Below are 25,832 nucleotides of genomic sequence, written 5' to 3'. Positions count from 1 at the left end.
CTGCAAGCAGCGCGCCACAACGTTACCATACGAAACAAACCCAACAGATAAAGGGATAAAAGCGTTACAGATGACAATTGCTCGCCAAAAATTATTTTGCGAGCACAGGCTTCCCATTTCAAAAAATGAGCGTATACACTTTAAAAACCTTGCGGACAGACGCCGCCGGAAATCACCAAGAGAGAGGATCACGCCCCATGGGAAGCACACAAAAAATCGCTATCGTCGGTGCCGGCCTGGGCGGCGCCGCAGCGGCCACCCTGTTGCAGCAAGCCGGTTTTGACGTCGACATCTACGAGCAGGCGCCAGCGTTTTCCCGGTTGGGCGCGGGGATCCACATGGGCCCCAACATCATGAAAATCTTTCGCCGCATGGGCATCGAACAACAGCTGGACCTGATGGGCTCACACCCCGAGCACTGGTTCAGCCGTTGCGGCGAAACCGGCGATTACCTCTCGCGCATTCCCCTCACTGGCTACGGTGCTTCCTACATCACCGTGCACCGTGGCGACCTGCACGCCTTGCAAATGTCCACCCTCAAACCCGGCACGCTGCATTTCAACAAACGCCTGGAAACCCTCGAGGAAACCGACACCCAGGTGCGCCTGACCTTTGCCGACGGTGAAGTGACCTACGCCGACATCGTGATCGGCGCCGACGGCATCAATTCGAAGATTCGCGAAGAACTGCTCGGCGTGGAAAAACCGCTGTACAGCGGCTGGGTGGCGCACCGCGCGCTGATCCGTGGCGACCAACTGGCCAAGTACGACCTCAGGTTCGAAGACTGCATCAAGTGGTGGACCGAAGACCGTCACATGATGGTCTATTACACCACCGGCAAACGTGACGAGTACTACTACGTCACCGGCGTGCCCCATGCCGAATGGGACTTCCAGGGCGCGTTCGTCGACAGCAGCCGCGAAGAGATGTTTGCTGCCTTCAAGGGCTATCACCCCACTGTGCAGGCACTGATCGAGTCCACCGAAAGCGTGACCAAGTGGCCGCTGCGCAACCGCAACCCGTTACCGCTGTGGAGCCGTGGCCGCCTGGTATTGCTGGGGGACGCCTGCCACCCGATGAAGCCGCACATGGCCCAGGGCGCCGGAATGGCCATCGAAGATGCCGCCATGCTCACGCGCTGCCTGCAGGAAACCGGAATCAGCGACTACCGCACGGCGTTCGAGCTGTATGAAGCCAACCGCAAGGAACGCGCGTCCCGCGTGCAGGCGGTGTCCAACGCCAACACCTGGCTGCGCGCCCAGGAAGACCCGGCCTGGGTCTACGGCTATGACCTGTACGCCCAGGAACTGAAGTCGGGGGTGGCCGCGTGAGCACCTTTCTGTATGGCGGCAACGTCCAGGCCAATGGCATTCGCCAGCACTACTTGCGTTACGGCGGCAAAGGCCCGGCGCTGATCCTGATCCCGGGCATCACCAGCCCGGCGATTACCTGGGGGTTTGTCGCGCAGCGCCTGGGCGCGCAGTTCGACACCTATGTGCTGGATGTACGCGGACGCGGCCTGTCGTCCACCGGCCCCGAGCTGGATTACAGCGCGGACACCTGCGCCGAGGATATCGGTGCGTTTGCCGATGCGCTGAACCTCGACCGCTACCACTTGGTCGGCCATTCCATGGGCGCGCGCTTTGCCGTGCGCAGTGCCGTCAAACATCCCCAGGGCGTAAACCGCGTGGTGCTGATCGACCCGCCGGTGTCTGGCCCCGGTCGGCGTGAATACCCGAGCAAACTGCCGTGGTACGTCGATTCGATCCGCCAATCCCTGCTTGGAATGGATGCCGAGGCGATGCGCGCTTTCTGCGCCACCTGGACGCAAGAGCAACTGCAGCTGCGCGCCGAATGGCTGCACACCTGCTATGAACCCGCCATCGTGCGCGCCTTCAATGACTTTCACACGGTGGACTTCCACCAGGACCTGCCCCACCTCAAGGCCCCTGCCCTGTTGATGGTGGCCGGACGCGGCGGGGTGATCCTCGACGAAGACGTCGCCGAAATCCAGGACCTGCAACCGGCCATCCAGGTCGCCCGCGTACCCAACGCCGGGCACATGATTCCGTGGGATGACCTCGAGGGTTTCTTCCACGCCCTCGGCGACTTCCTCACACAATAAGAATGGAGACCACCATGCAGAAGCCTTACCGCATCGGCCAGATCGTGCCGAGTTCCAACACCACCATGGAAACCGAGATCCCGGCGATGCTCACCGCGCGCCAGGCGATTCGCCCCGAGCGCTTTACCTTTCACTCCAGCCGCATGCGCATGAAGCAAGTGCGCAAAGAAGAACTGGCGGCGATGGACGGCGAATCCGACCGTTGCGCCGTTGAACTGTCCGATGCCAAGGTCGACGTGCTGGGTTACGCCTGCCTGGTGGCGATCATGGCCATGGGGCTCGGTTATCACCGCAACGCCGAGCAGCGCCTGCGCAAGGCCACGGCGGATAACGATGCCAACGCCCCGGTCATCACCAGCGCCGGTGCGCTGATCGAAGGCCTGAAAGTCATGGGCGCCAAGCGCATCGCGATTGTCGCGCCGTACATGAAGCCGCTGACCGAGCTGGTGGTGAACTACATCCGCGAAGAAGGCTTTGACGTGGTCGACTGGCGCGCCCTGGAGATCCCCGACAACCTCGACGTGGCGCGCCACGACCCGGCCAACCTGCCGGCCATCGTCGCGGGTATGAACCTGCAAGGCGTCGACGTGATCGTGCTCTCGGCCTGCGTGCAGATGCAGTCGCTGCCGGTGGTGGCCAAGGTCGAGGCGCAAACCGGCAAACCGGTGCTCACCGCCGCCATCGCCACCACCTACGCCATGCTCAAGGCGCTCAACCTGGAGCCGATCGTTCCAGGGGCCGGCGCCCTGCTCTCCGGCGCGTATTGAGGAGTTTTGCGATGAGCGAACAATCCGCCGACGCCAACTACCAGGGCGTATGGGGCAACCGCATTGGCTTCGGCAAAAAAGCCGCGCTGCTGATGATCGACTTCATGCAGGGCTACACCACCGAAGGCGCGCCGCTATACGCCCCCGAGGTTGCAATTGCCGTGACTGAAAGCGTCGAACTGTTGGCCACTGCCCGCAAGCACGGGATTGCGGTGGTGCACACCAATATCCGCTACCATCCCGGCCACTTCGCCGACGGCGGTATCTGGGTCAAGAAAGCCCCGGTGATGAAGGACATGGTCGACGGCAACCCACTCGCGGCGTTCTGCCCCGAGGTCTTGCCCCGGGCCGATGAAGTGGTGATCACCAAGCAATACGCCAGTGCATTTTTCGGCAGCAGCCTGGCCCCGATGCTGCACGCCCAAGGCATCGACACCGTGGTGCTGGCCGGCTGTTCCACGAGCGGCTGCATTCGTGCCACCGCAGTGGATGCGGTGCAACACGGGTTTCGCACCATCGTCGTGCGCGAATGCGTCGGCGACCGACACCCCGCACCCCACGAAGCCAACTTGTTTGATATCGACAGCAAGTATGGCGACGTGGTGAGCAAGCAGGAGGCGATGCGCAAGTTCAGGGAGCAATAAGACGTTATTAAGAACTGCGCCATAGAGCGTGGTCTTGAAAAAACTGAGGTCCGGCCTGGAAATGCATTCACCTAATGGGAGCCGATCCCTGTGGGAGCTCGCCCGAGGTGAATGCCCAACCAAAAATACCTCAGTCTTCTGACACTGCCTTTGGAAGTCGCTTTTACAGCACTCCGAAGTGCTCGAACAAAAGCGGCTGTATAAAAACCATAAGCCACCGCCGGGAGACACCCCAATGCCCATTGCGAATGCAGCGCCCGCGACCACGGTCGCCGACCCCGTTACCACGCTTTACCACAAGATCACCTGGAAGCTGATTCCGTTCCTGTGTTTCTGCTACCTGGCCGCCTACCTCGACCGCATCAACATCGGCTTCGCCAAGTTGCAGATGCTCGACCAGCTGCACTTCAGCGAAACCGCGTTTGGCCTCGGCGCCGGCTTGTTCTTCGTCGGCTACATCCTCTTTGAAGTGCCGAGCAACCTGATCCTGGAACGGGTCGGCGCGAAGCTCTGGATCGCGCGCATCATGATCACCTGGGGCCTGCTCTCGGCCTGCACCATGCTGGTCACCTCCACCACCCAGTTCTACATCCTGCGCTTTCTGCTCGGCGCCGCCGAAGCGGGCTTTTTGCCCGGCGTGCTGTATTACCTCACCACCTGGTTCCCCACCCATCGACGCGGGCGCATCATCGCGCTGTTCATGATCGGCCTGCCGCTGTCCAGCGTGATCGGCGGCCCGCTGTCCGGCTGGATCATGGGCCACTTCGACAACATGGGCGGGTTGCGTGGCTGGCAGTGGCTGTTCCTGATTGAAGCGGTGCCCAGTGTGTTGCTCGGCGTGCTGACCTTCTGGGCGCTGCCTAACAGCTTCCAGCAAGCCAAATGGCTGTCGGACGAGGAAAAGGCCTTGCTTGAAAGCGAACTGCGCAAGGACGACGCCGACGCAAGCGGCAGCAAGCACAGCTTCCGCGATGGGTTCTTCAACCTCAAAGTGTGGATGCTCGGCGGTATCGACTTTTCGATCCTGCTCAGCGCCTATGCCATGGGGTTCTGGATGCCGACATTCATCCGCAATGCGGGCATTACCGATACTTTCCATATCGGCATACTCACCGCATTGCCGAGTGTGGCGGCCTTGCTCGGCATGCTGCTGATCGGCGCCAGCTCGGACAAACACCGTGAACGCCGCTGGCACATCATCGTGCCGTTCCTCATCGGCGCAGCAGCGATGGCCACCAGCACATTCTTCACCCACAACGTGGTTGCGACGGTGCTGTTGTTCGCCATCGCCTCGGCCGCGATCATCGGCGCCGTACCGGTGTTTTTCAGCCTGCCGGCGACCTTTCTCAAAGGCACGGCGGCGGCTACCGGTTTCGCCCTGGCGTGCTCGCTGGCGAATATCGCCGGCCTGGTGAGCAACTCGTTGATGGGCGTGGCGATCGACGTCACAGGCAGCAGCGCCGGCGCCTTGTGGTTCTTCGCCGGCTGCCTGATCCTCAGCAGCTTCCTGGTCATCGCCTTGCCGGCGAAACTGGTGAACCGTTAACAACAACAATTCTTGCGGATGAATCACCATGCAAGCTTTCCTTAAAAGCTGTGCGCTGTTTGTCGCCGTCGGCCTGTGTACCGGCACTGCGCAGGCGGCCGAAAAAGTCATTTTCGACACCGACTTCAACGTGCTCAACGATGACGGCCAGGCCTTTATCATGCTTGCCCAGTTGCATGCGCAAAAACGCATCGACCTGCTGGGCATGACCCTGGTCAGCGGTAATGCCTGGGTCGACCAGGAGCAAGTCGATGCCCTCAAGGCCGTGGAACGCATGGGCGTGGAAAAAGAGGTGGGCGTCTACTCGGGCGCCGCCTACCCGCTGCTGCATGACTACGCCACCTACGAGGCCGAGAAAGCGTTGTTTGGCGCCGGCTGGCCGGGGGCGTTCAAACACCCGCGCCCTACCTCGCCCTCGCAACTGATCGCGCCACCGGATGGCCTGGCCACTCACACCCAACTGCGCAGCGAGACCGCCGCGCAGTTCATCGTGCAAAGCGTGCGGGCCAACCCGCACCAGGTGACCATTCTCGCCGTCGGCCCGTTGACCAACGTCGCCCTGGCGATTCGCTCGGCGCCGGACATCGTGCCGCTGATCAAGCGCATCGTGTACATGGGCGGCGCCCTGGAGATCCCGGGCAACACCACGCCGGCGGCGGAATTCAACTGGTGGTTCGACCCGGAGGCCGCGAAGATCGTGTTGCGCTCACCGATCGAACACGTGATTTTCCCGAATGATGTGTGCGAGAAAGTCACCTTCGACAAATCGGTTTACCAGCGCGTGATTGCCCAGAAAGGCGCGATTGCCGACCTCTACCAGCACGAGTTCGGGCCGCTGTTCGACAAAGACCCGAGCTACCACAGCTTTACCTGGGACAGTTTGCCCGCACTGTTCCTGGTCAACCCGCAAATCGTCACCGAATCCCGCGAGTTATGGGTGGACGTAGACGCGACCTTCGGCGCCGACTACGGCCGTGCACTGGGCTACAAAAAAGGCGCACCGGTCGGTACGCAGAAAGCCAACGTGGTGTTTGGCGTCGATCAGCAGAAGTTCTGGGACGGCTACGTCAACCTCGTGACATTGCCAACCCCGGTCAAACGCTGACCGGCGGATCGCTCCCACCTGGCGTGGGAGCGATCATCACTCAGCCTGCAAGTGCAAACCCGCGCTGCAAATCCTCAATCAATGCCGCCACATCTTCCAGGCCGATATGCAGGCGCACCACCGGGTTAAGCCCGCGATCCGCCGCACTGTCCCGGTCCTGGGTATTGGCCACGGTGACCAGGCTTTCATAACCGCCCCACGACGCGCCCAAGCCGAACAGTTGCAAGCCGTCGATAAAACGCTCGATACAAGCCGGGTCTGGGTTCGCCAATTCAAACGACAACAAACCATTGCTGCCGCTGAAATCCCGACGCCACAACGCATGGCCCGGGTGCTCCGGCAATGCAGGATGGAACACCCGCTTGACCTGCGGTTGCGCCTGCAACCAATGAGCAATGTCCACAGCCTGGCGCTCATGCACATCCAGGCGCGAAGCCAACGTGCGTGCGCCGCGCAGAATCAGGTAGGCATCGTCGGCGCTCACCGCGTTGCCGAAGGTGTCGCTCATTTTGCCCAGCGCCGGCCAGGCTGCCTCGGTGGTGCACACACTGCCCATCATCACATCGCTGTGGCCGCCCAGGTATTTGGTCAGGGCCATGATCGAAATGTCCGCGCCCAATGCCAGCGGCCGATACAGGTAGCCCGAGCCCCAGGTGTTATCGACCGCCAACAGGATGCCACGCGGTTTGCACAGCGCCGCAATCGCCGGCAGGTCACACAGTTCATACAGCAATGAGCCCGGCACTTCGGCGTAAACCAGCTTGGTATTGGCTTGCAACTGCGCCTCCAAACCCTCGCCCTCCGGCGAGAAGTAGCTAACGTCAATACCGAACGGCTGCAGGAACTCACGGGCCAGTTTGCGCACCGGGGAATACACCGCGTCAGTGATCAACACATGATCGCCAGGACGCAGATAAGCCAGAAACACCTGCGCCGCTGCCGCCAGGCCGGTGCCGTAAAGCCGTGTGCGATGGCCACCCTCAAGCTCAGTCACCAGGTCTTCCAGCGCATGCGACGTCGGGTTGCCGCGCGCGCCGTAGCTCAGCACGCGCTCGCTGTCGCGGCGAGCGCGTGCGTCGCGCATCTGTGCGAGGTTATCAAACAGCACAGTGCTCAAACGGGAGACCGGCACATTCACCGCACGAGCGCCATGGCCCTTTTCGGTACGCGCGGCGTGGATCAGCCGAGTACGCACGCGCGACGGCGGCGCCAGGGGCTTGAGGCTGGCGATTTCCGCTTCGCTCATCTGCGCCAACAGGCCGATTTCCCAGGCCAGGTATTGGCGGGCGGCATCCTTGTTGCCGCTGTGGCGGTCGTGGGTGAAAAACAGGAAGTCGATGCACTGTGCATCGCGCGGGGTTTGCGGGTCTGCGTTAACCGGCAGGCCGGCAGCCGCCCAGGCACTGAAGCCGCCGTCGAGCAGCCTTGCAGGCAAGCCGGCGGCTGCGAATGCCGCCAAGGCGGGATCATCCGCGACCAGCACTAAAGGTCGATGATCAGTCTTCAACAGTGAACGAATCGACCATTGCGAACCCGCAATATGCCCTTTGCGGTACACCATGCTCGGCCGCAGATCGATCAGGTTCACATTGTTTAACGCCAACGCCAGCGCCTGGGCGCTGATCAACGGCAACGGCTGGTACGCCACCGGCTGCACAAGCGGCAGCACCAGGCCACTGTCGATACCCCCGCTCAGCACGTAAGCCTCATGCCCCAACTGGCGCAGCCAACTGGCAACAATCGGCGCGCGCACGCCGTCGCTGTCCACCAGCACAATGCGCGCGTGGCGCACGCCGATGTACAAGTCGGTGGACTGGATCAATTGCCCGCCCGGCGTGTGTTGCGCGCCCGGCAAGCTGCCGAGGGCAAATTCTTCGGCAGTGCGTACGTCACACAAGAACAGGCTGCGCTGCGCGTCATCCGCCCATTGCCGGACCTGATCCGCCGACACACTGACCACCCCTGCCCGCTCAGCCAGCTGCCGAGCGGCCTGGCGTTGTTGGGCCAGGTCGGTGCTGACCTGATCGGCGTAACGCCGGGTGCTGCCGTGTTCCAGGGCAAAGTCTTCCAGGTACCAACCCTGCGTGCCGTTTTCCAAGGCGTAGATCGGGTTCTTCAGCCCCAGGTTGATCAACGTCTGCGCGCCGATAATGCTGCGGGTACGCCCGGCGCAGTTGATCACGATTGGCGTGCGCTCATCGGGCACCAGGTCATGCACACGGTAGCCCAATTCCCCGTTCGGGCAGCAGATGGAGCCGGGAATAGTCATCTTGCGGTATTCATCAAACGGCCGACCGTCCAGCACCACAAGAGGCTCGCCACGCGCCTGCCACTCGGCCAATTGCCGCGCGGTGACATAGGGTGTGTGGCTGGCCTCTTCGACCAATTCGCCAAAGGCCTTGGACGGCACGTGCACCCCCGCAAACAGCTGCAAACCCGCCGCTTGCCAGCCATCGGCGCCGCCTTCGAGCACCTGCACACCGCTGTAGCCCAGGGCGTGTAAACGCTCTGCCGTGCGCGCCGCTACCTCACCGCCGTCCTGGTCGTAAATCACCAGACGCACCTGGGGGTTCGGCGCCAGCCGGCGCACGTCCAGCTCCAGGCGGCTATAGGGCAGGTTCACCCCGTGGAACAGGTGGGCTTCGCCGTATTGCCCGTGTTCGCGCACGTCGAATACGGCGATTTCCTGCCCGTCGAACAGCCATTGCTGCAGTTGACGTGGGGTGATGGTCTGGCTCATGGAAGTCCCAACAAGTTAAGAAAAGAGTTACTGCAACGCCAACGAGCGCTCGCCGGGTGCCACTTCGAGTCCCTTGGCATAGGCCCGCTGCACCGCCGGTCGCGCTTTGATGCGCAGGCGCCAGGCCTGGATATGTGGGTAGTCCGCCAATGCCTGGCCCTGGCGCAGCGGCTGAATCCACGGAAAGATCGCCATATCCGCCACCGAGTATTCACCGGCCACATACGGCACCTCGGCCAGGCGCTGTTCGAGCACGCCATAGAGGCGCGTGGCCTCGGCATTCAGCAGGTCGAGGGCGAACGGAATCGGCTCCGGCGCCTTCTCCTTGAAGAGCTGCAACTGGCTCAGGTACGGGGTGATATGCCCGACCTGCCAGAACAGCCATTCCTGCACCTTTTGCCGCGCGGCACTCCCGGCCGGCGGCAGGAATTGCCCGGCGCTGTCAGCCAGGTAATTGAGGATCGCCCCGGACTCAAACAGGCTCAGCGGCGTTTCGGTGCGATGGTCGACAATGGCCGGAATCCGCCCATTGGCGCTGATGCGCTGGAAGCTCGCCTGCTTTTGCTCGCCTTCGCGGATATTCACCGGCAGCAGGCGGTATTCAAGCCCCAACTCTTCCAACAGGATGCCGACTTTGAGGCCGTTGCCCGTTGGCCAGTAATACAGATCAATCATAAAAACCCCTGGGATGAACGCTGCACCCAATGTGGGAGCGGGCTTGCTCGCGAATGCGGTGTATCAGGCGATGCTGATGTGTCTGACCCGATGCTTTCGGGAGCAAGCCCCCGCCCGCATTTGATCGTTGGCGTGCTTACAAATAGGCCTTGATCGACGGCGCCATCTGCGAGGCGTTGTAATTGAGGATGCGACCGTCAGCTTCCACGCCGTACCGGCCGTTCAGCGATTCCAGCGGCAAGCCGTAGAGGTGGAAATGCAAGGTCGCCTGCTCGCCTTCGACACGAATACCGTGCAGGTCTGCACCGAGAAACGAGATCGACGTGCCCGGCTGCACAATCACTTCTTTCTCAAGGGTCAGGGTGGTGAACCCCGGCTCACGGCCCTCGTCATTGCGCGCGTAGACGTAATTGATTTCCTGGCCTTCGATCGCACTGATGATTGCCCAGGTCTCGTGGTTATGCGCGATCGTGCTTTTGCCTGGCAACAGCGAGTTGAGGTACAGCGTCGGGGTGTCACCGTCGTCATTCAAACGATAGCGAAACGCTGTGCTGCCCTGCCCTGGCACCGGCGCGGGAAATTCGTCGAAGTTGAACAGGTCGCGACGCTCAGCCAGGTTTTCCAGCAGGCTGACGATTTCCACCAGGGCCGCACGGTCTACGCCGCGCTGGTTGATGACGCGAATCTGCTGCAAAAACGCCTCGATAACGGCGGCACGGTTTACGCTACTCATGACGGTATTCCTCTTATCAGACTGACAGGCTGTAACGGCTCAAATTGGTCAACAGGTACGGGTCGTGGGCGATGGGGCCACGGCGCCCCGAATCGCCCAGGGCATGACGCAGGAACGTCTGGGTGCGTTCGCTGCTCGGGTTCTGGAAAATATGGGCTGCGCTGCCGTGCTCGACAATCACGCCGTTTTCAGTGAAGTACACCAAGTCACTGATCTCTTCGGCGAAGCGCATTTCATGGGTGACCAGCACGCAGGTCATGCCCTCTTCGGTCAGCTCGCGGATCACCGTCAGCACTTCACCGACGGTTTCCGGGTCCAGCGCCGAGGTCACTTCATCGAACAGGATCAGCTCCGGGCGCATTGCCAGGGCACGGGCAATCGCCACGCGCTGCTGCTGGCCGCCGGACAACTGGCCCGGATAGGCGTCGGCCTTGTGCTCCATGCGCACTTTGGCCAACAGCGCTCGTGCGTCTTTCTCGGCGTCTGCACGGTTGCGGCCCAACACTTTGCGCGGCGCAATCACCAGGTTTTCCAAAACGGATAAATGCGGGAACAGGTTGTATTGCTGGAACACAAAGCCGACGCGCTTGCGCAACTCGATACGCTGGGTTTCCTGCGTCAGGGTGTCCACACGGGTGTCACCCACACGAATGGTGCCGCGCTGCGGCTGCAACAACCCCGTAATGCAACGCAGAATGGTGGACTTACCCGAACCCGACGGGCCGATAATGGAGACCGCTTGACCCCGGTGCACCTCCAGGTCGATGCCCTTGAGCACCGGGTTGCTGCCGAATGACAGGTGGATATCCCGCAGGCTCACCAGGGGTTCAATAGAAGGCATAACGGCGCTCCAGGTGTTGGGTGAGACGGGAAATCGGGTAGCAATAGGCGAAGAACAACACCAGCAGGCTCAGGTAGATCACCACGGTAAAACCGGTCAGGTTCACGGTATTGCTGGCGATCTGCGCGGTGTCGATCACGTCATGCACACCCACCAGTGACGCCAGCGCCGTGCCCATGGTGACCACCGCATACAGGTTCATCCACGGCGGCAGCATGCGCTTAAAGCACTGCGGCAGGATGATCGAACGGAACAACTGCCCGCGGGTAAACGCCAGCGAGCGTGCGGCTTCCCACTGGGTGCTGGGAATCGAACCGATGGCACCCCGGAAGATCTCCGCGACGTTGGCACTCGCCGGCAAGGCCAGGCCGATGGTGACCTTGACCCAGTCGGGAAACGACACGTAACTGCTGCCAATATGAATTTCGAACGGGAACACGTAGGTGGTGAAATAGATCAGCACCAGCCACGGCGCATTGCGAAACACCTGCACCCACAGTCGCGCAACAATCCCCACCGGCGATAACGCCAGCGCACCGATCAACAGGCCGAGCAACGAGCCGATGGCAATCGCCAACAGGCTGATCAGGATGTTCTGGCCGAAGCCCGCCACCAGCGCCGGTGACCACTGCCACAACGCCGACAGCACCGGAAATGAATCAATGGCCATAGCCGGGCATCCTCAGGCGCGCTTCCAGCCAGCGCCCCACACAATTGACGATAAAACTCAGCAGGCCGAAGAAACTCAGGATCAGGATCATCAGTTCCAGCACGTTGTCGCTCTGGGTCCAGATCATGATCGCGGCGTAGGTGATGTCGCCCACCGCGATCGCGGAGGCCACGGCGGTCATCTTCACCAGGTCGATCAGGTTGTTGATCAGCGACGGCAAGGCAAAGCGCACCGCCAGGGGCAACTGCACATTCCAAAGCAATTGACGGCTGCTGAACGCCAGGGAACTGGCTGCTTCAAGTGTGACGGCGGGCACCGCTTCGATCCCGGCGCGCAAGGCCTCGGCATGGAACGCGCCTTTGTGCAGGGAGATCACAATCACCACCCAGGCAAACGGCGTCAGCGGGTTGGCCGCGCCGACCGCCTGGGTCAGCAACATGTTCAGCACCAGGAACGCGCAATACAGCTGCACCAGCGTCGGCGTATTGCGCGTGACCTCGACAAACACCCGCGCCGGCTTGGCCAGCCACGGGTTGCCGCAGGTGAGCATCGCCGCCAGGCTGATACCCGCCAGCAGGCTGCCTATGATCGTGAACAGGCACAACAGGCCGGTGGTCAGCGCGCCTTGTACCAGGCTGCCGCGCTGGTAGGCGTCCAGCAGGAAGGTGTAGTTCAGGCCAAAGCCTGCGGCCCAATGGACGAAAAGCTCCATCATCGCAACTTTCCGCAGGCTGCCGCGATACGCCGCCCGGCCTCGGCCACGCTGTCGGTCGCCGTGGCGATGGATAAGCGAAACCACGGCGACAAGCCATAGGCACTGCCCGCCACACCGGCTACACCCTCCTCCAGCAGCCAGGCGACCACATCGCCGTCGTTGTCCACGCGCTGGCCGTCCGGGCGGCGGCGCCCCAGCAGCCCGGCGCAACGCACGAATACAAAGAAGCCGCCCTGAGGCTCAAGGACTTCCAGGCCCTCGACACCGTTAAGGGCCGTGACCAAAATGTCTCGCCGCAACTGGTAAGCCGCGACCTGCTCAGCGAGGAAATCCAACCCGCCGCTGTAAGCGGCCAACGCCGCCGCCTGCCCTACCGATGATGCGCCGGAGGTGGATTGGGATTGCACCACAGCCATCGCATCGGTCAGGGTTTTCGGCCCGGCACCGAAGCCGATGCGCCAGCCAGTCATGGCGTAGGTCTTGGACACACCGCCGACCAGCAGGCAACGGTCCTGCAGGTCCGGCGCGACGTTCAGCAGACTCTGGGCCGGGCGACCATCGAAGCGGATGTGCTCGTACAGTTCATCCAGCAGGATCAGCACCTGGGGATGGCGACGCAGCACCTCGGCCAACGCCTGCAATTCGGTGTCGCTGTAGATCGCGCCGCTGGGGTTGCCCGGGCCATTCAGAATCAACCAGCGCGTGCGCTCAGTGATGTGTTGTTGCAACTCGGCCGGGAGCAACTTGCAGCCCTGCTCCAGCCCACATTCGATGAACACCGGTTCGCCGCCGTTGAAGCGCACGCTGTCCGGAAACGACGGCCAGTAAGGCGTCGGCACCAACACTTGATCGCCTTCATCCAAGGTGGCGGCGAAAGCATTGAAGATGATTTGCTTGGCGCCGTTGGCAATCACGATGGACGCCAGTGGGTAGTCCAGGTGATTTTCCCCGGCCAGTTTGCGTTGCACAGCCAGGCGCAGCGCCTTTACGCCCGGCGTCGGCGTGTACTTGGTGGCGCCCGCCGCGATGGCGGTGTAGGCGGCTTGCTTGATGTGTTCCGGGGTGTCGAAATCCGGCTCGCCGGTGGTGAGGTCGAGGATATCGCGGCCAGTGTCACGCAATTCGGTGGCGCGGGATTTGGCCGCGGCGTTGGCCGACAGCGACACGCGCTGCACGCGTTTGGACAAACGTACGGTCATGGCTGCACCTCAAGGACTTTGCCCGGGTTGAGCAGGTTGAGCGGGTCGAGCGCCTGCTTGATGCGGCGCATCAGGTCCAGCTCCACCGGGCTCTTGTAGCGGCTGAGCAGGCCGACCTTGCGCTGACCGATGCCATGCTCGGCACTGATCGAGCCGCCGTGGGCATGGGCGCTGTCATGCACCAACGCGCTTAACTCGGCGTAGTGAGCCATGTGTGCGTCCACCGTCGAATCCAATGGGTGTGCCACGTTGTAATGCAGGTTGCCGTCGCCCAGGTGGCCGAAGGTGAAGTTGCGCACGCCGGGGAAATGCTGTTGCAGCAGCGCGTCGGTGTGGGCAACGAAGGCCACAACCTGGGAAATCGGCACCGAGATATCGTGCTTCATGTTGCGCCCGGCGCGCTTCTGCGCCTCGCTCATGTTCTCGCGCAGCAGCCACAGCGCCTCGCTTTGCGCCAGGCTCTCGGCGATCAAGGCGTCACTGAGCAGTTGCTGCTCGAAGGCATCGCCGAGCACCCGCTCGAAGGCCTCGCGGGCGTGGCTTTCGCCGTGGTTATCCGAGAGTTCAATCAACGCAAACCAGGGCTGGCTCGCCGTTTTAAAAGGCTGCGGACCGTCCGGAAATTGTTCGCGCAACAACGCAAGGCAATCAGCGGTCAGCAGTTCAAAGGCCGTCAGGTTGGCGCCAAAGCCAGCGCGGGCATGGGACAAAAACGCCACCGCTTGGGCCAGTTCATCAAAGGCTAATAGCGCCGTAGCCTGGGCTTTCGGCAGCGGGAACAGCTTTAAGGTGGCGGCCGTGATAATCCCCAGCGTACCTTCGCTGCCGATGTACAAATCACGCAGGTCGTAGCCGGTGTTGTCCTTGCGCAAACCGCGCAGGCCATGCCAGATCTCGCCTTCGGCAGTCACCACCTCCAGGCCCAGGGTCAGCTCGCGGGTATTGCCGTAACGCAATACCGCTGTGCCGCCGGCATTGGTGCCGAGGTTGCCGCCGATGGTGCAACTGCCTTCGGCGCCGAGGCTCAACGGGAACAAGCGATCGGCATCGCGCGCCACGTCCTGGATGTTCTGCAGGATGCAGCCGGCTTCCACCGTGAGGGTGTCGTTGTCGGTATCGACAGTGCGTACGCGGTCCATGCGGTCGAGCAACAGCAACACCGAGCGCCCGCTGGCGTCCGGCGTGGCGCCGGCCATCAGACCGGTGTTGCCGCCCTGCACCACGATGGGCGCGCTCAAGGCCACGCAGGCACGCACCACCGCCGCCACTTCATCGGTATTGGCCGGGTGCACTGCCGCGATTACCTGGCCGGTGTAGCGCCCTTGCTTGTCAATGAGGTACGGCGCCGCTTCTTCGCTGGTTTGCACATGGGGCGCGCCGAGCAGTTGTTGCAAGGTGGCAAAAAGCGCTTCACTCATGGCTGTACTGCTCGTGCAAATTCCGCAGGGCCTGGGACGGCGCCATACCGGTGCGCTCGCCGAGGGCAATCAGAAATCCGGTTTTATGCCAGTCACGCACGATGGCATCGAGCTTGGCCTGGGTGTCGTGTTCGCCCTTGCGAATCCAGATCACCGACTTCGACGGGATCAAATCACCCGGCAAGGGGATTTCGTAACCGTCCCATTCGGCTTCATTGAGCAGCGCATGCATGGTCGGACTGACGTGTACGGCGGCCACGCAACCGTTGCCGCGCATCGACAACAACGATTCGGACTGGCTGCGGAACGCCTTGATCTGCGCACCGTAGGTTTCCTGCAGCGGCTTGATGAAGTTGCTGCCCTGGGACACGCACACCGGCTTGTCCTTGAGGTCGGCCCATTGCGTGATGCCGGCGCCCTTGCGAATCAACGCCGCACCGCCGACTTCCTCGTACGGTGTGGGCACGTAGTCGAGGATGTCGGCACGCTCTTCGGTGAATTGCATATTGGCGATCAAGATGTCGACCTTGCCCTGTTGCAGGAACTGCACGCGGTTGGGCGCCAGTACCGAGACCGTCCTGGTCTCCACGCCCAGCGCCTGGCCAATGCCCTTGGCCAGTTCGACGTTGTAGCCCAGGTGCTCGCCGGTCTTGGGGTCGAGAGTGCCGAACGGCGGGCCGCTGAGGATCACGCCGACGCTGATGGCGTGGCGTTGCTGGATTTTGTCGAGGGTGGCATCGGCGTGGGCGAAGCCGGCGCACAGGGCCAGGCCGAGTGCGGTCAGGGTTTTCAGATTCATCTCAAGCGCCCTTGAACTGTTGTTGCAACTCCACCAGCGCTGGCGACGCCGGGCTGATGCGGTTGCGCGTCTGGGCTTCAATCAGCCAGCCGCTGCGGTGCAGTTCCTTGACGATCGGGTCGAGCCTGGCCTGGGTGTCGCCTTCGCCGCGACGGGTCCAGATCACCGACGGCGCCGGGTTGAGCTCCGGGCTGAGGGCACGGTAGTCCTTCCATTCGGCGCTGTCGTTGATCAGTGGGTTGATCAGGGTGGAGTCATGCACCGCCGCGACGCAGTTGTTGCCGCGCAGGGCCAGCAGCGATTCGGACGAGCTCTTGAACGCCTTGATCTGGGCGCCGAACTCGGTCAGCGGCTTGACGTAGCTGCTGCCTTGAGAGGTGCACACGGGTTGGCCACTAAGGTCTTCCCAACGGGTGATCTTGCTGTCTTTGAGCACCGCCGCAGTGCCGCCGACGCGATAGAACGGCGTTGGCACAAAGCCAAGGATTTCGCCGCGCTCGGCGGTCCATTCCATATTGGCAATCAGCAGGTCAACCTTGCCTTGCTGCAGAAACTGCACGCGGTTGGCGGGCAACACCGGCACCAATTGCACATCGGCCTTGAGCTGACGCCCGAGTTCGTTAGCCAGGTCCACATTCAAGCCCTTGGGCTTCTGAGTGGCGGGATCAATGCTGCCGAACGGCCCGCCGGACAACAACACGCCGACCACCAGCACATGGCGCTGCTCGATTTTGTCCAGTGTCGCATCGGCCTGGGCCGCCGCACTGGCGCCCAAGGCGATCATCGATCCCAGGGCCACCGGCAACCATTTCTTGAACATCATTGGACTTCCCCCTGGCGAATGGTCGGCGTACCCCGACCTGATGGAGGGGCATGCTAGGGAGAGTGCGGTGGCAACGGAAATGCAAATATCTCATATCGTTATAACTTGCGGTGTAAGCACCGCCTTTCATTCAGGCATAACCCATTATTTATTGGTCTTTTTAAAAAACATGCCCGACAACACATTAAAATATGTAATGTTTAACTTCACACCCTTGATATAAAACCGCCCTTGGAAATGGCCATGTCGACCCTTGATTTAGAGCTCCTGCGCACATTTATCGCCGTGGTCGATCACCACAGCTTTGCCGAAGCCGGCACGCACCTGGCGCGTACCCAATCGTCCGTGACCCAGCACATGCAGCGCCTGGAGCAGCAAGTGGGCGTGAGCCTGTTCGAAAAGCGCGGCCGCCAAAAACAACTGACCGAGCCGGGTTTGCAACTGTTGCGCCATGCGCGGCAGATGCTCTCGCTGAATGATGACGCGTTGAACTCCCTGCGCGAAAGCAGCTTGAGCGGGGTGCTGCGCATCGGTTCGCCCCACGACATCGCCGACACCATCCTGCCGCCCATCCTGAGCCACATCGCCCGCTCGGCCCCGCGACTGCGCCTGGAGATCGACGTGGGGCGCAGCCCGTTTTTGATGGATGACCTGCACCGGGGCAAGGTCGACATGGTGATTTCCACCCGCTCCGACCCGAATCTTGAGGGGGTTGCGTTGCGCACCTCGCCGGTGTGGTGGATTTGTTCGGCGCAGTACATTCACCAGCCCGGTGAACCGCTGCCGTTGATTCTGGTGGATGAGCCGAGCATCTACCGGCGCTACGCGCTGGAGGCGTTGGAACGGGCAAATATTCCCTGGCGGCAGGCGTACCTGGCGTCGAACCTGATCGGCATCAAGGCCGCAACCCGCGCAGGCCTGGGCGTAACGCCGCGCAGCATGGAGATGTTGGGGCCGGATATGCGCGTGCTCGGGGAAACGGATGGGTTGCCGCGACTGCCGGAGGTGACCTATTACTTGTGGATTCGGCCGAATACAGCGAATCCGATTGCGCGCAAGGCGTATGACTTGATTCGCGCCAGCCAGGGTTTATAAGCCGAACACCGACAAATGTGGCCGCGGGCTTGCTCGCGATGCGATCTTTCAGTCACGGGCGGCCCGACGGGTTCCCTGCTTTGTCGAGCAAGCCCGCCCGCCTCTTTGGATTGAGGCAGGCCTGTAGAATGCCGGACAATTTCAGGGCCACATCCGTCGCCTGCTGCGCTGTTACGACGTTGGTAAAGCCCATCAACAAGCCTTGCTCGCGCCCCGGTTCAAGCATCCATTGCGACAACGCTTGAAGGGCAAGGCCTTCGCGATTCGCTGCCTCGGCGACAACGTGATCCGGCACCGCAACCACCAACCGCGCCAACAGATTAATCCCCCCGGCTTGCTCATCCACGCGCAAAAACGCCGCGCAATGCACGCGCAACGCCTCCACTAAAAAACCTCGGCGCTGCGCATACAACAGGCGCATCTTTTTCAGGTGTCGGGTGAAATGGCCCTGTTCCAGAAAATCCGCCGCCGTCAGCTGCAATAACTGCGCACTGCGCTGTTGCAACGCGTGAGCGCTGTGCTCGAAAGCCTCCACCAACTGCGCGGGCACCACCAGATAGCCCAGCCGCAACCCCGGAAACAGCATTTTGCTGAAGCTCCCGACATGGATCACCCGGTCGTGCACATCCTGACTCTTGAGCGCCGCCAACGGCTGACCCTGGTAGCGAAACTCACTGTCGTAATCATCCTCTACCACCCAACTGCCCTGCTCCTGCGCCCAGGCCAGCAAAGCCTGCCGCCGCGCCCAGCTCAACGCCACGCCCAGGGGGCTCTGATGGGCCGGGGTCACGACCGCCAGTCGCGCCTGCCGATCACGCTGGATGCCCTGCCCGACATCCAGTCCATCCCGATCCACCGGCACCGGCACCAGCTCAACACCTTGATGGATCAACAACTGCCGTGCGTGCAGATAACCCGGGTCTTCATACCAGCAACGCTGCCCCGCCATCTGCAGCGCATCGCACACCAGCGTCAGGCACCCCGCATAGCCTGAGCACACAAATACCTGCTGTGGCGTACATTCCACGCCCCGGTACAACGCCAGGTAGCTGGCAATCGCCACACGTAACGCCTGGGCGCCACGCACGTCGCCCATGCCCAGGCTGTCGGCATCGGTGCGGCGCACCTGCCGGGTGACCAGTCGCGCCCACAGTTTGCGCGGGAACGCATCCAGCGCCGGCTGACCCATTTGCAACGCCGGGGTTGCCGAGGCCTGCGGCAGTGCGGCCGGCTGCGGTTTCATCGCCACCTGCGGCAATGCCCTGGAAATGACGGTGCCCGCCTGCCCCCGCGCCTCAAAGAAACCCTCACTGACCAACAGTTGATAAGCCGCTTCCACCGTTCCCCGCGCCACCTTGAGTTCCAGCGCAAGGCTGCGCACCGACGGCACGCGATCACCCGGGCCAAGCTGACCCTGATCAATGGCCAGACGAAAGCGGCGGTAGATTTCCTGGTATTTGGGCAGTGACGACATCGCAAACAGGCTCGGCAGAATGACAAAGCGGAGTCTGATCATGTCCCAACCCACTTGTCCAATCATGCCCCTGTTGAGCGGCCGTGCCGCCACCGAAAATGGCGCATCCCTTACGCAAACAAGGATCGCCCATGAAACACCGTCTCGATTACGCCAAAGCCGCCCCTGCAGGTTACAAAGCCCTGGGATCAGTCCACAGCTATATCCATGGCTGCGGCCTGGAGAAAGAATTGATTGAGCTGGTGTACCTGCGGGTCTCGCAACTCAACGGCTGCGCTTATTGCCTGGACTCGCATTCCCGCGACCTGCTCAAGCAAGGCGTGAGCCTGGAAAAAATCATGCTACTGGCGGCCTGGCACGAAGCATTGCCGCTGTTCACCGCGCGTGAACGTGCCGCCCTGGCCTGGGCCGAGGTGGTCACCCAGGTCGCGCAAACCCAGGTGCCGCAAGCGGATTACGTCAGCGTGGCGGCAATGTTCAGCGAGAAGGAAGTCGCTGACCTGACCCTGGCCATTTCCCTGATGAACGCTTTGAACCGCGTCGCCATCAGCTTTCGCAAAGTGCCGACGGCGGTCAAGGCCCATCAGGAGCACCTCAACGATGAATGAGCACGTCGAATTCGCGCCGATGGAAACCGAGGCCGACTGCATCGCCAGCTTTGCGCTGATGCAGCAACTGCGGCCGCACCTGACCGACGCCATCAGCTTCGCGGAACAAGTCCAGCGCCAGCGCCAAAATGGCTACCACTTGCTGGCCGCGCGCGAGCACGGCCGGGTCATCGGCCTGGCCGGCTACCGGCTGACCGAAAACACCCTCTACGGGCGGTTTATCTATGTCGATGACCTGGTGGTCGATGCGGCTTTGCAACGTCGACGCCTGGGCGAGCAACTGCTCGAGCGGGTGCGCGAAGAAACCCGCACCCGGGGTTATCGCTACCTGGTGTTGGACACCGGCTTGCATATGGTCCTGGCCCAGCGTTTCTACTTCCGTCAAGGCTTGTTGCCGCGCGGCATGCATTTTTCCCAGGACCTGAGCCAATGACCCGCGCCCTGTTACTCAGCTTCAGCCCCCACGGCAAGGCCGCGCAGACCTTCAAGCTGGCCCGCGCGCTGCTGGATGACGTGGTGCCGGGCGCCGAGGTCAGCGAGCGCGATTACGGCGGCCAGGCATTGCCGCCGCTGACCCGTGAGTATGCGAATGCACTCACCACGCCTGGCGGCTTAAGCGGCAACGCGACGGCGTTGTCGGAACAGTTGATCGTCGAGCTGGAAGCCTGTGACCTGCTGATCCTCTGCACCCCGGTGCACAATTTCACCGTGCCGGCGGCGCTCAAGGGCTGGATCGACCATGTGGTGCGTATTCATCGCAGTTTCACGGTGAATGCACAGTTCGAAAAAGTCGGGTTACTCAAGGATCGGCGTACGTTTGTGCTGGTCAGTTGCGGCAATTCACGCAGGGGGCATGAGCCGGATTTCCTGACACCGTATCTGACCGCGATCCTGTCGACGGTGGGCATCCACAGCGTGGATTTCGTCTACCTGGGCGCCATGGTGCGCGGAGAACAAGCGGTCGCCCGGGCGGTGGAACAGGCACACCGACAATTGTCGCAGGCAATCAGCACTGGCCTATAAAATTAATGGCGCTAGAATCAGCGCCATTCTTGCACCTGCCTCTCTGATACGAGCCGCCCATGAGCTTTGATTTCGACACTATCCACCCCCGCCTCGGCACCGGCAGCACCAAGTGGAGCCGCTACCCGCAAGACATCTTGCCGATGTGGATCGCCGACATGGATATCGCCGCGCCACCCGCGATATTGCACGCGCTGCATGCTCGCCTTGATCAGCAAATCCTTGGCTACAGCGTCGCCGGCCCGGACGTGCGCGAAGCCATCGTCGCTGACCTGTGGGCCAAATACGCCTGGCGCGTGCAGCCTGAAGAGCTGTTGTTCCTGCCCGGCGTCGAGCCCGGCTTCAATATGGCCCTGCATGCGTTTGTGCAACCGGGCCAACCTGTGGTGCTGCAAACCCCCAATTACCGGCCGATCCGCTTGGCGCCTGGTCACTGGAACCTGCCGCGTATCGAAGTGCCGTTCGAACTGATCAACGGCGAATACATCACGCCAATGCCCGCGATGCGCCAGGCACTGACCGGCGCCGGTGCACTGTTGCTGAGCAACCCGCACAACCCCATGGGCAAAGTCTTCCCCCGCGAAGAACTGCTCGCCGTGGCCAACGCCTGCCTGGAAAACGGCGCGCTGATCATCAGCGACGAAATCCATGCCGAACTGTGTTTCGATGGCCGCCGCCACATCCCGACCGCCAGCCTCAGCCCTGAAATCGCCCAGCGCACCATTACCCTGATGTCGGCGAGCAAGGCCTACAACGTCGCTGGTTTGAAGACCTGCTTCGCCGTGGTGCAAAACGCCGAGGTGCGCGAGCGCTTCAATAATGCCCGCTGCGGCATGGTCGACAGTGTCAGCCCGCTGGGCCTTGAAGCCACCCGCGCGGCCTACAGCCAATGCAGCGACTGGCTGGACGCGCTGGTGCAGTACCTGCAAGCCAACCGTGACTACCTGCTTGATGCCGTGCACACCCGTTTACCCGGCGTGGTGATGCATGCCCCGCAAGGCACCTTCCTGGCTTGGCTGGATTGCAGCGCGCTTGGCCTGGACGACCCGCAGCAGTTCTTCCTCGAACAGGCCAAGGTCGGCTTGAGCGCAGGCATCGAATTCGGCGATGACAGCCAGCAGTTTGTACGCCTGAACTTCGGCTGCCCACGGGCGATGCTCGAAGAAGGCCTGCAACGCATGGCGCACGCACTGCGTCACCGTTAGGGCGCAATTCACAACGTTTCGCAGCGAGTGCCGAACCCCTGCTGTTACTGTTTTTGCCTTTCAGTCCCACCGGCAACAGCAGGAGTTCCATGGCATGGCGACCCAGCCCCTTGATCGTTTGTCCGACCCCAAATCCCTTCCCGGTACGCCGCTTAAGTCAGCCGCAGCGTTCCATGTGCTACTCAAAAACAGTGCAAGCAAAAAAGTCGAGTCCCAGGACAAGACGCCATCGGGGCTCGATGCCAGCAAGCAACAAGGCTACGCACTGGCGGCCAAGGACGCCACGCCGCCACCTGCGCTGTCTGACTACAAGGCCATCGGCCCGCCGGATGAAGTTGGCCCGGGGCTGATTCGTTACGAGACCCAGGACGGCAAGAAGGTCATCGTCAGCGAGCACGACAGCCTGGACCTGTTCAAGCAAGTCAGCGCAGACTTCAAGTCCCTCTCCGGTGTGGTTGCCAGCCAGAACGCCGGTTACCAGAGCCTGGGCGCGGACGGCAAGGCACCGGAAAAACTCGCCGATTACAAATCCCTCGGCCCGCCTGATGAAACCGGCCCCGGCGTGATCCGCTATGAAACCCAGGACGGCACCAAGGTCGTTATCAGCCAGCGTGACAACCCCGAAGCCTTCCAGAAAGCCAAGGACGACTATGCGAGTTTCAGCGGCCTCACCAGCAGCGAAGACGCCGGCTACAAGCGCGCCAGCGATAACGAAGTGTGGCCGCCGTATAGTGGCACCACCGTCGGCCCGGTCGATGAAGTCGGCCCGGGGCTGATCCGCTTCGAAAGCAACGGCCAGAAAATGGTCGTGGCCCGTGATGACAACCCCAAGCTGTTCGACTACCTGGCCGGCCTGCACGAGGTCTATACCGACCCGGGCAAGAAGGCCGTGGTGGAAGGCGAACTGAATAACGGCGCGACACTGGCCGACGCCAACACGCCAGTGCCGGGCCTGAATGACTACAAGACGTTCAGTTGGAACAACGACCAGAAAGACAGCATCCTCACCTACGAACTCCATGACGGCACCAAGGTGGTGGTGTCCTCGAATGTCAGCCCCGAGCTGTTCAAAAGCGTCGCCACCGCGCATGACACCTGGGACAAAATCCACACCAGCGAAAGCGAAGGCTACAAGCTGGCCGGGCCGAATGACTTCCTGAAAAACACCGACATCACCTTCGGCTCGCCCGATGAATTGGGCGATGGCCTGATCCGCTACGAGACCAGCGAAGGCAAAGTCATCGTCTCCAAGGAGCTGAGTCCGCAGCTCTACGACGACGTCAAGGCCAAGTGGGACGCCTTCAGTGCCGGTGCAGTCGATGACACCCGCACGCAGCACAACCTGCCCAAGGCCGGTGACCTGGATGTGCTGAACATGGACACCGGCGTGCACGCCGATGAAAAAGACGACAAGTCGCCAACCCTGAGCGTCAGCGAACTGGCCACCACCCAACTGATCGACACCTACCGCGCCGGCGTCAAAGACGGCTCGATTCCCAAGGATGACCCGCGGGCCAAGCTGGTCCGCGCCCTGGAAGCCCAGGCCGCCTACCAGAATGGCCACGGCATCACCGGCTACGAAGAATCCAAGCGCCCGTTCAACACCACCTGGCGCGAGTTCGATGACAAGCAGACCGAACTGACCTCGGCCGACATGCACGACATCATCGACGGCAAGGCCGTGCAAGAGCAGATCGGCGAACTGTTCAAAGACCCGACCGTGCAGGCCGACTACAAGTCGAAAATGGATGACGCGATCAACAAGCTGTCGAACAAGGACGAGATCAAGCAGAAGCTGCTGGACCTCACGTCCAACCCGGATTACGTGCTGTACCTCAAGGATCTGCAAAACCAGGGCAAAACCTCCGAGGCACAAAAAGACCTGAGCGACACCCTCACCTCGCTGTCACTGTTCGACCCGGAAGCGGCCAGCAAAGCGGCGCAGAATATCCAGGCCGATGGTTTGACCACCGACCTCAATGCGATCCTTTCGGACCCGAGCAAGATCTCCGACGAGAACAAGGAACTGGCCACCAAGGACCTGTTCGGCCTGCTCAAGGGGGTCTTGAAAGGCACCCTGCTCGACCTGCCGCGCCGTACCCAGGAAACCCTGGAGAAGTTCCTCAACGAAGGCTTGCAGGGCAAGGAAAAGTCGGCCGGCGTGACCAAGGCCCTGGAAGAGTTGGGCGAGGTTTACAAGAACAACGGCTCCATCAGCGAAGCCGACCTGAAAAGCGCACTGAACAAACCCTATATCGCGGTGGCCGATCGCGGCATGCTCGGCGAGGTCTTCAACACCCTGAACAGCAAGGGCATTCTTGGCTCCCTCGGCGCCGGCGTGACGCTGTTTTCGGCGATTTACCAACTGGTGGGCAAAGGCGGCAAGCTCGGTGAAACCCCGGCGCAGCGGATGTCGATTGCCAAGGACTTCCTGAGCTTTGCCGGCGGTTCCAGCCACTTTGTGCGCCTGGGCGACAAGATCGGCGAGACCTTGGGCAAAGGCGGCCTGGTGGACTTCCTCGGCCTGGACAAGACCCTGCCGGAGATTTGGGGCAAGAACGGGCTGCAGGAGCCTAACTTCGAGTTTCGCGTCAACGAGCTGCCAAGCGACGTCAAAGCCAAGATTACCAGTGCCCTCGATGCGGTGCCTGACAGCCAATACGACGGCATCTCGACAATGTTCGGCGAGGGCGACAAAGCCGTCACCGAGGCCACTGAAGGCCTGGCCACTCACCTGGATGACGGCCTCGCGGCGGCAGGTGCGGCCAAGTTGGGCGCGTCCAAGTCGGCGAAGATTGCCGGTTCGGTGATCAAGGTGCTGGGCCCGGCCACGGATATCGTCGGGGGTTTTGCCGATATCGTGTTGGGCGCCTTGGCGATCAAGAGTGGGGTCGACAGCAAAGACCCGCTGGCCCAGGCCGCGGGTGGCCTGCAAGTGGCGGGCGGTGCGTTCGGCGCATCGGCCGGGGTACTCGGCGCCGCCGCCCTGTTTGGCGCGGGCACGGCGGCGGCATTGACCGGGCCGCTGTTTTTGGTGGGAGTGGTGCTGGCGGTGGTCGGCGGGATCATCGGCTACTTTGTCGACCACAACAAAAAACAGAAAGCCACCGAGAAAGAAAACGACTGGTACCGCGACCTGGCCGGCGACGGTTTATTGCAGGACAACTGGGCTGACAAGGTCGAATACGCCCATTACGAAATCCACCACTACAAAGGCCGCGACACGCCGACCGACGACAGTATTTTTCGCTTCCAGCAATCGGAGTGGGAACACTTTGACGCGACCCCGCAAAAAGGTGGCTCCTCGAGTAACCGACTGGACGGGGACTTGCACAAGCACTACGAAGACCCGAACACACCGCCGAAAAGCTTGCCGAGCGATGCGCCGCCGGAGCGACCACAACCCCATTCACCCGGCGGCGGTGGCCCGCGCCTTAACTAACGGCCAGGCAGGCGGGCCTCTCTCCATGGGGGAGCTGGCTTGCCTGCGATGACGGCTTCGCGTTCACCATCCATGTGACTGGCTAATAGACCGCTACTGCGGCATAGGTACCTACACCTGTTTTTTTACGGGTTGGGTGGTGTGGTTGTCGCGGGCGCGCTGTGTACATATCCGTTGTTTGGGTT

Annotated in this window: 23 protein-coding genes; 12 read left to right on the top strand and 11 right to left on the bottom strand. The window is 61.9% G+C overall.

Features of this window, described 5'->3' with window-relative positions:
• Nucleotides 1-197 precede the first annotated feature (197 nt).
• The 6 genes from A7D21_RS29980 (at nt 198) to A7D21_RS29955 (ending at nt 6,187) form a co-directional block, all read left to right on the top strand.
• Nucleotides 198-1,331 carry an FAD-dependent monooxygenase gene (locus A7D21_RS29980; RefSeq protein ID WP_053256242.1) on the top strand — a complete coding sequence of 378 codons (1,134 nt, stop codon included), beginning with the start codon at nt 198-200 and terminating at the stop codon, nt 1,329-1,331.
• Nucleotides 1,328-2,125, top strand: a complete 798-nt coding sequence (locus tag A7D21_RS29975; RefSeq protein WP_053256243.1) for an alpha/beta fold hydrolase — start codon at nt 1,328-1,330, stop codon at nt 2,123-2,125. Before A7D21_RS29980 ends, A7D21_RS29975 begins: the two co-directional genes overlap by 4 nt.
• A gap of 14 nt (nt 2,126-2,139) precedes the next feature.
• Complete coding sequence (locus A7D21_RS29970) at nt 2,140-2,892, top strand: Asp/Glu racemase (RefSeq protein ID WP_069553401.1); 753 nt, start codon at nt 2,140-2,142, stop codon at nt 2,890-2,892.
• A gap of 11 nt (nt 2,893-2,903) precedes the next feature.
• The gene (locus A7D21_RS29965) at nt 2,904-3,536 is read left to right on the top strand and encodes an N-carbamoylsarcosine amidohydrolase (protein ID WP_069553400.1); all 633 of its coding nucleotides are present in this window, start codon (nt 2,904-2,906) and stop codon (nt 3,534-3,536) included.
• A gap of 235 nt (nt 3,537-3,771) precedes the next feature.
• Nucleotides 3,772-5,082, top strand: coding sequence for an MFS transporter (locus A7D21_RS29960; RefSeq protein ID WP_069553399.1), 1,311 nt, complete (start codon nt 3,772-3,774; stop codon nt 5,080-5,082).
• Nucleotides 5,083-5,110: 28 nt separating this feature from the next.
• On the top strand, nt 5,111-6,187 hold the full coding sequence (locus tag A7D21_RS29955) for a nucleoside hydrolase (RefSeq protein WP_069553398.1): 1,077 nt from the start codon (nt 5,111-5,113) through the stop codon (nt 6,185-6,187).
• 40 nt (nt 6,188-6,227) lie between these two features.
• Here the strand turns inward: A7D21_RS29955 and metC are convergent, their stop codons facing one another.
• From metC to A7D21_RS29905, 10 genes are all read right to left on the bottom strand, one after another.
• Nucleotides 6,228-8,927 (bottom strand): cystathionine beta-lyase, encoded by a 2,700-nt coding sequence (gene metC, locus A7D21_RS29950; protein WP_069553397.1) that lies wholly within the window; start codon nt 8,925-8,927, stop codon nt 6,228-6,230.
• Between the two features lie 27 nt (nt 8,928-8,954).
• Nucleotides 8,955-9,602: a glutathione S-transferase family protein gene (locus tag A7D21_RS29945; protein WP_064452253.1), complete on the bottom strand. Its 648-nt coding sequence runs from the start codon at nt 9,600-9,602 to the stop codon at nt 8,955-8,957.
• A 136-nt stretch (nt 9,603-9,738) separates the two neighbouring features.
• Nucleotides 9,739-10,335, bottom strand: coding sequence for a cysteine dioxygenase (locus A7D21_RS29940; RefSeq protein WP_069553396.1), 597 nt, complete (start codon nt 10,333-10,335; stop codon nt 9,739-9,741).
• A gap of 16 nt (nt 10,336-10,351) precedes the next feature.
• On the bottom strand, nt 10,352-11,176 hold the full coding sequence (locus tag A7D21_RS29935) for an amino acid ABC transporter ATP-binding protein (protein WP_069553395.1): 825 nt from the start codon (nt 11,174-11,176) through the stop codon (nt 10,352-10,354).
• Nucleotides 11,163-11,846 carry an amino acid ABC transporter permease gene (locus tag A7D21_RS29930; RefSeq protein WP_064452250.1) on the bottom strand — a complete coding sequence of 228 codons (684 nt, stop codon included), beginning with the start codon at nt 11,844-11,846 and terminating at the stop codon, nt 11,163-11,165. Before A7D21_RS29930 ends, A7D21_RS29935 begins: the two co-directional genes overlap by 14 nt.
• On the bottom strand, nt 11,836-12,561 hold the full coding sequence (locus A7D21_RS29925; protein ID WP_064452249.1) for an amino acid ABC transporter permease: 726 nt from the start codon (nt 12,559-12,561) through the stop codon (nt 11,836-11,838). The genes A7D21_RS29930 and A7D21_RS29925 overlap by 11 nt, the downstream gene beginning before the upstream one ends.
• Nucleotides 12,558-13,760, bottom strand: coding sequence for an aminotransferase class I/II-fold pyridoxal phosphate-dependent enzyme (locus tag A7D21_RS29920; protein ID WP_069553394.1), 1,203 nt, complete (start codon nt 13,758-13,760; stop codon nt 12,558-12,560). The genes A7D21_RS29925 and A7D21_RS29920 overlap by 4 nt, the downstream gene beginning before the upstream one ends.
• Nucleotides 13,757-15,178 (bottom strand): FAD-binding oxidoreductase, encoded by a 1,422-nt coding sequence (locus A7D21_RS29915; RefSeq protein ID WP_069553393.1) that lies wholly within the window; start codon nt 15,176-15,178, stop codon nt 13,757-13,759. Before A7D21_RS29915 ends, A7D21_RS29920 begins: the two co-directional genes overlap by 4 nt.
• The gene (locus A7D21_RS29910) at nt 15,171-15,977 is read right to left on the bottom strand and encodes a transporter substrate-binding domain-containing protein (protein ID WP_069553392.1); all 807 of its coding nucleotides are present in this window, start codon (nt 15,975-15,977) and stop codon (nt 15,171-15,173) included. The genes A7D21_RS29915 and A7D21_RS29910 overlap by 8 nt, the downstream gene beginning before the upstream one ends.
• A 1-nt stretch (nt 15,978) precedes the next feature.
• Entirely contained in the window at nt 15,979-16,800 is an 822-nt protein-coding gene (locus A7D21_RS29905) for a transporter substrate-binding domain-containing protein (RefSeq protein ID WP_069553391.1), read from the bottom strand.
• Between the two features lie 243 nt (nt 16,801-17,043).
• On the opposite strand from A7D21_RS29905, the gene A7D21_RS29900 reads away from it, so the two are divergent.
• Nucleotides 17,044-17,895: a LysR substrate-binding domain-containing protein gene (locus A7D21_RS29900; protein WP_371859240.1), complete on the top strand. Its 852-nt coding sequence runs from the start codon at nt 17,044-17,046 to the stop codon at nt 17,893-17,895.
• A gap of 52 nt (nt 17,896-17,947) precedes the next feature.
• Here A7D21_RS29900 and A7D21_RS29895 read toward each other — a convergent pair whose 3' ends face one another.
• Nucleotides 17,948-19,369 carry a PLP-dependent aminotransferase family protein gene (locus A7D21_RS29895; RefSeq protein ID WP_069553404.1) on the bottom strand — a complete coding sequence of 474 codons (1,422 nt, stop codon included), beginning with the start codon at nt 19,367-19,369 and terminating at the stop codon, nt 17,948-17,950.
• A gap of 131 nt (nt 19,370-19,500) precedes the next feature.
• On the opposite strand from A7D21_RS29895, the gene A7D21_RS29890 reads away from it, so the two are divergent.
• The 5 genes from A7D21_RS29890 to A7D21_RS29870 all read left to right on the top strand — a co-directional run bounded on the left by A7D21_RS29890 (nt 19,501) and on the right by A7D21_RS29870 (nt 25,647).
• Entirely contained in the window at nt 19,501-19,977 is a 477-nt protein-coding gene (locus A7D21_RS29890) for a carboxymuconolactone decarboxylase family protein (RefSeq protein WP_053256248.1), read from the top strand.
• Complete coding sequence (locus A7D21_RS29885) at nt 19,970-20,410, top strand: GNAT family N-acetyltransferase (RefSeq protein WP_064452242.1); 441 nt, start codon at nt 19,970-19,972, stop codon at nt 20,408-20,410. Before A7D21_RS29890 ends, A7D21_RS29885 begins: the two co-directional genes overlap by 8 nt.
• A complete protein-coding gene (locus tag A7D21_RS29880) occupies nt 20,407-21,000 on the top strand; it encodes an FMN-dependent NADH-azoreductase (protein ID WP_069553389.1) in 594 nt (197 codons plus the stop codon). The genes A7D21_RS29885 and A7D21_RS29880 overlap by 4 nt, the downstream gene beginning before the upstream one ends.
• Before the next feature lie 59 nt (nt 21,001-21,059).
• The gene (locus tag A7D21_RS29875; RefSeq protein ID WP_069553388.1) at nt 21,060-22,205 is read left to right on the top strand and encodes a MalY/PatB family protein; all 1,146 of its coding nucleotides are present in this window, start codon (nt 21,060-21,062) and stop codon (nt 22,203-22,205) included.
• Nucleotides 22,206-22,299: 94 nt separating this feature from the next.
• Nucleotides 22,300-25,647 carry a hypothetical protein gene (locus A7D21_RS29870; RefSeq protein ID WP_069553387.1) on the top strand — a complete coding sequence of 1,116 codons (3,348 nt, stop codon included), beginning with the start codon at nt 22,300-22,302 and terminating at the stop codon, nt 25,645-25,647.
• Nucleotides 25,648-25,832 lie beyond the last annotated feature (185 nt).

Origin of the sequence: Pseudomonas sp. AP19 (assembly GCF_001728855.1) — a bacterium.
In the GTDB taxonomy this organism is placed as follows: domain Bacteria; phylum Pseudomonadota; class Gammaproteobacteria; order Pseudomonadales; family Pseudomonadaceae; genus Aquipseudomonas; species Aquipseudomonas fluorescens.
The sequence above is the reverse complement of the archived record's forward strand: the minus strand, read 5'-3'. Positions and strand labels throughout refer to the sequence as shown.

Coding starts and splice junctions, on each gene's coding strand:
- A7D21_RS29915 (WP_069553393.1), bottom strand. CDS start 15,178: ATGAGTGAAGCGCTTTTTGCCACCTTGCAACAACTGCTCGGCGCGCCC.
- A7D21_RS29870 (WP_069553387.1), top strand. CDS start 22,300: ATGGCGACCCAGCCCCTTGATCGTTTGTCCGACCCCAAATCCCTTCCC.
- A7D21_RS29880 (WP_069553389.1), top strand. CDS start 20,407: ATGACCCGCGCCCTGTTACTCAGCTTCAGCCCCCACGGCAAGGCCGCG.
- A7D21_RS29945 (WP_064452253.1), bottom strand. CDS start 9,602: ATGATTGATCTGTATTACTGGCCAACGGGCAACGGCCTCAAAGTCGGC.
- A7D21_RS29890 (WP_053256248.1), top strand. CDS start 19,501: ATGAAACACCGTCTCGATTACGCCAAAGCCGCCCCTGCAGGTTACAAA.
- A7D21_RS29930 (WP_064452250.1), bottom strand. CDS start 11,846: ATGGCCATTGATTCATTTCCGGTGCTGTCGGCGTTGTGGCAGTGGTCA.
- A7D21_RS29970 (WP_069553401.1), top strand. CDS start 2,140: ATGCAGAAGCCTTACCGCATCGGCCAGATCGTGCCGAGTTCCAACACC.
- A7D21_RS29935 (WP_069553395.1), bottom strand. CDS start 11,176: ATGCCTTCTATTGAACCCCTGGTGAGCCTGCGGGATATCCACCTGTCA.
- A7D21_RS29965 (WP_069553400.1), top strand. CDS start 2,904: ATGAGCGAACAATCCGCCGACGCCAACTACCAGGGCGTATGGGGCAAC.
- metC (WP_069553397.1), bottom strand. CDS start 8,927: ATGAGCCAGACCATCACCCCACGTCAACTGCAGCAATGGCTGTTCGAC.
- A7D21_RS29900 (WP_371859240.1), top strand. CDS start 17,044: ATGTCGACCCTTGATTTAGAGCTCCTGCGCACATTTATCGCCGTGGTC.
- A7D21_RS29920 (WP_069553394.1), bottom strand. CDS start 13,760: ATGACCGTACGTTTGTCCAAACGCGTGCAGCGCGTGTCGCTGTCGGCC.
- A7D21_RS29980 (WP_053256242.1), top strand. CDS start 198: ATGGGAAGCACACAAAAAATCGCTATCGTCGGTGCCGGCCTGGGCGGC.
- A7D21_RS29885 (WP_064452242.1), top strand. CDS start 19,970: ATGAATGAGCACGTCGAATTCGCGCCGATGGAAACCGAGGCCGACTGC.
- A7D21_RS29925 (WP_064452249.1), bottom strand. CDS start 12,561: ATGATGGAGCTTTTCGTCCATTGGGCCGCAGGCTTTGGCCTGAACTAC.
- A7D21_RS29955 (WP_069553398.1), top strand. CDS start 5,111: ATGCAAGCTTTCCTTAAAAGCTGTGCGCTGTTTGTCGCCGTCGGCCTG.
- A7D21_RS29910 (WP_069553392.1), bottom strand. CDS start 15,977: ATGAATCTGAAAACCCTGACCGCACTCGGCCTGGCCCTGTGCGCCGGC.
- A7D21_RS29895 (WP_069553404.1), bottom strand. CDS start 19,369: ATGTCGTCACTGCCCAAATACCAGGAAATCTACCGCCGCTTTCGTCTG.
- A7D21_RS29905 (WP_069553391.1), bottom strand. CDS start 16,800: ATGATGTTCAAGAAATGGTTGCCGGTGGCCCTGGGATCGATGATCGCC.
- A7D21_RS29960 (WP_069553399.1), top strand. CDS start 3,772: ATGCCCATTGCGAATGCAGCGCCCGCGACCACGGTCGCCGACCCCGTT.
- A7D21_RS29940 (WP_069553396.1), bottom strand. CDS start 10,335: ATGAGTAGCGTAAACCGTGCCGCCGTTATCGAGGCGTTTTTGCAGCAG.
- A7D21_RS29875 (WP_069553388.1), top strand. CDS start 21,060: ATGAGCTTTGATTTCGACACTATCCACCCCCGCCTCGGCACCGGCAGC.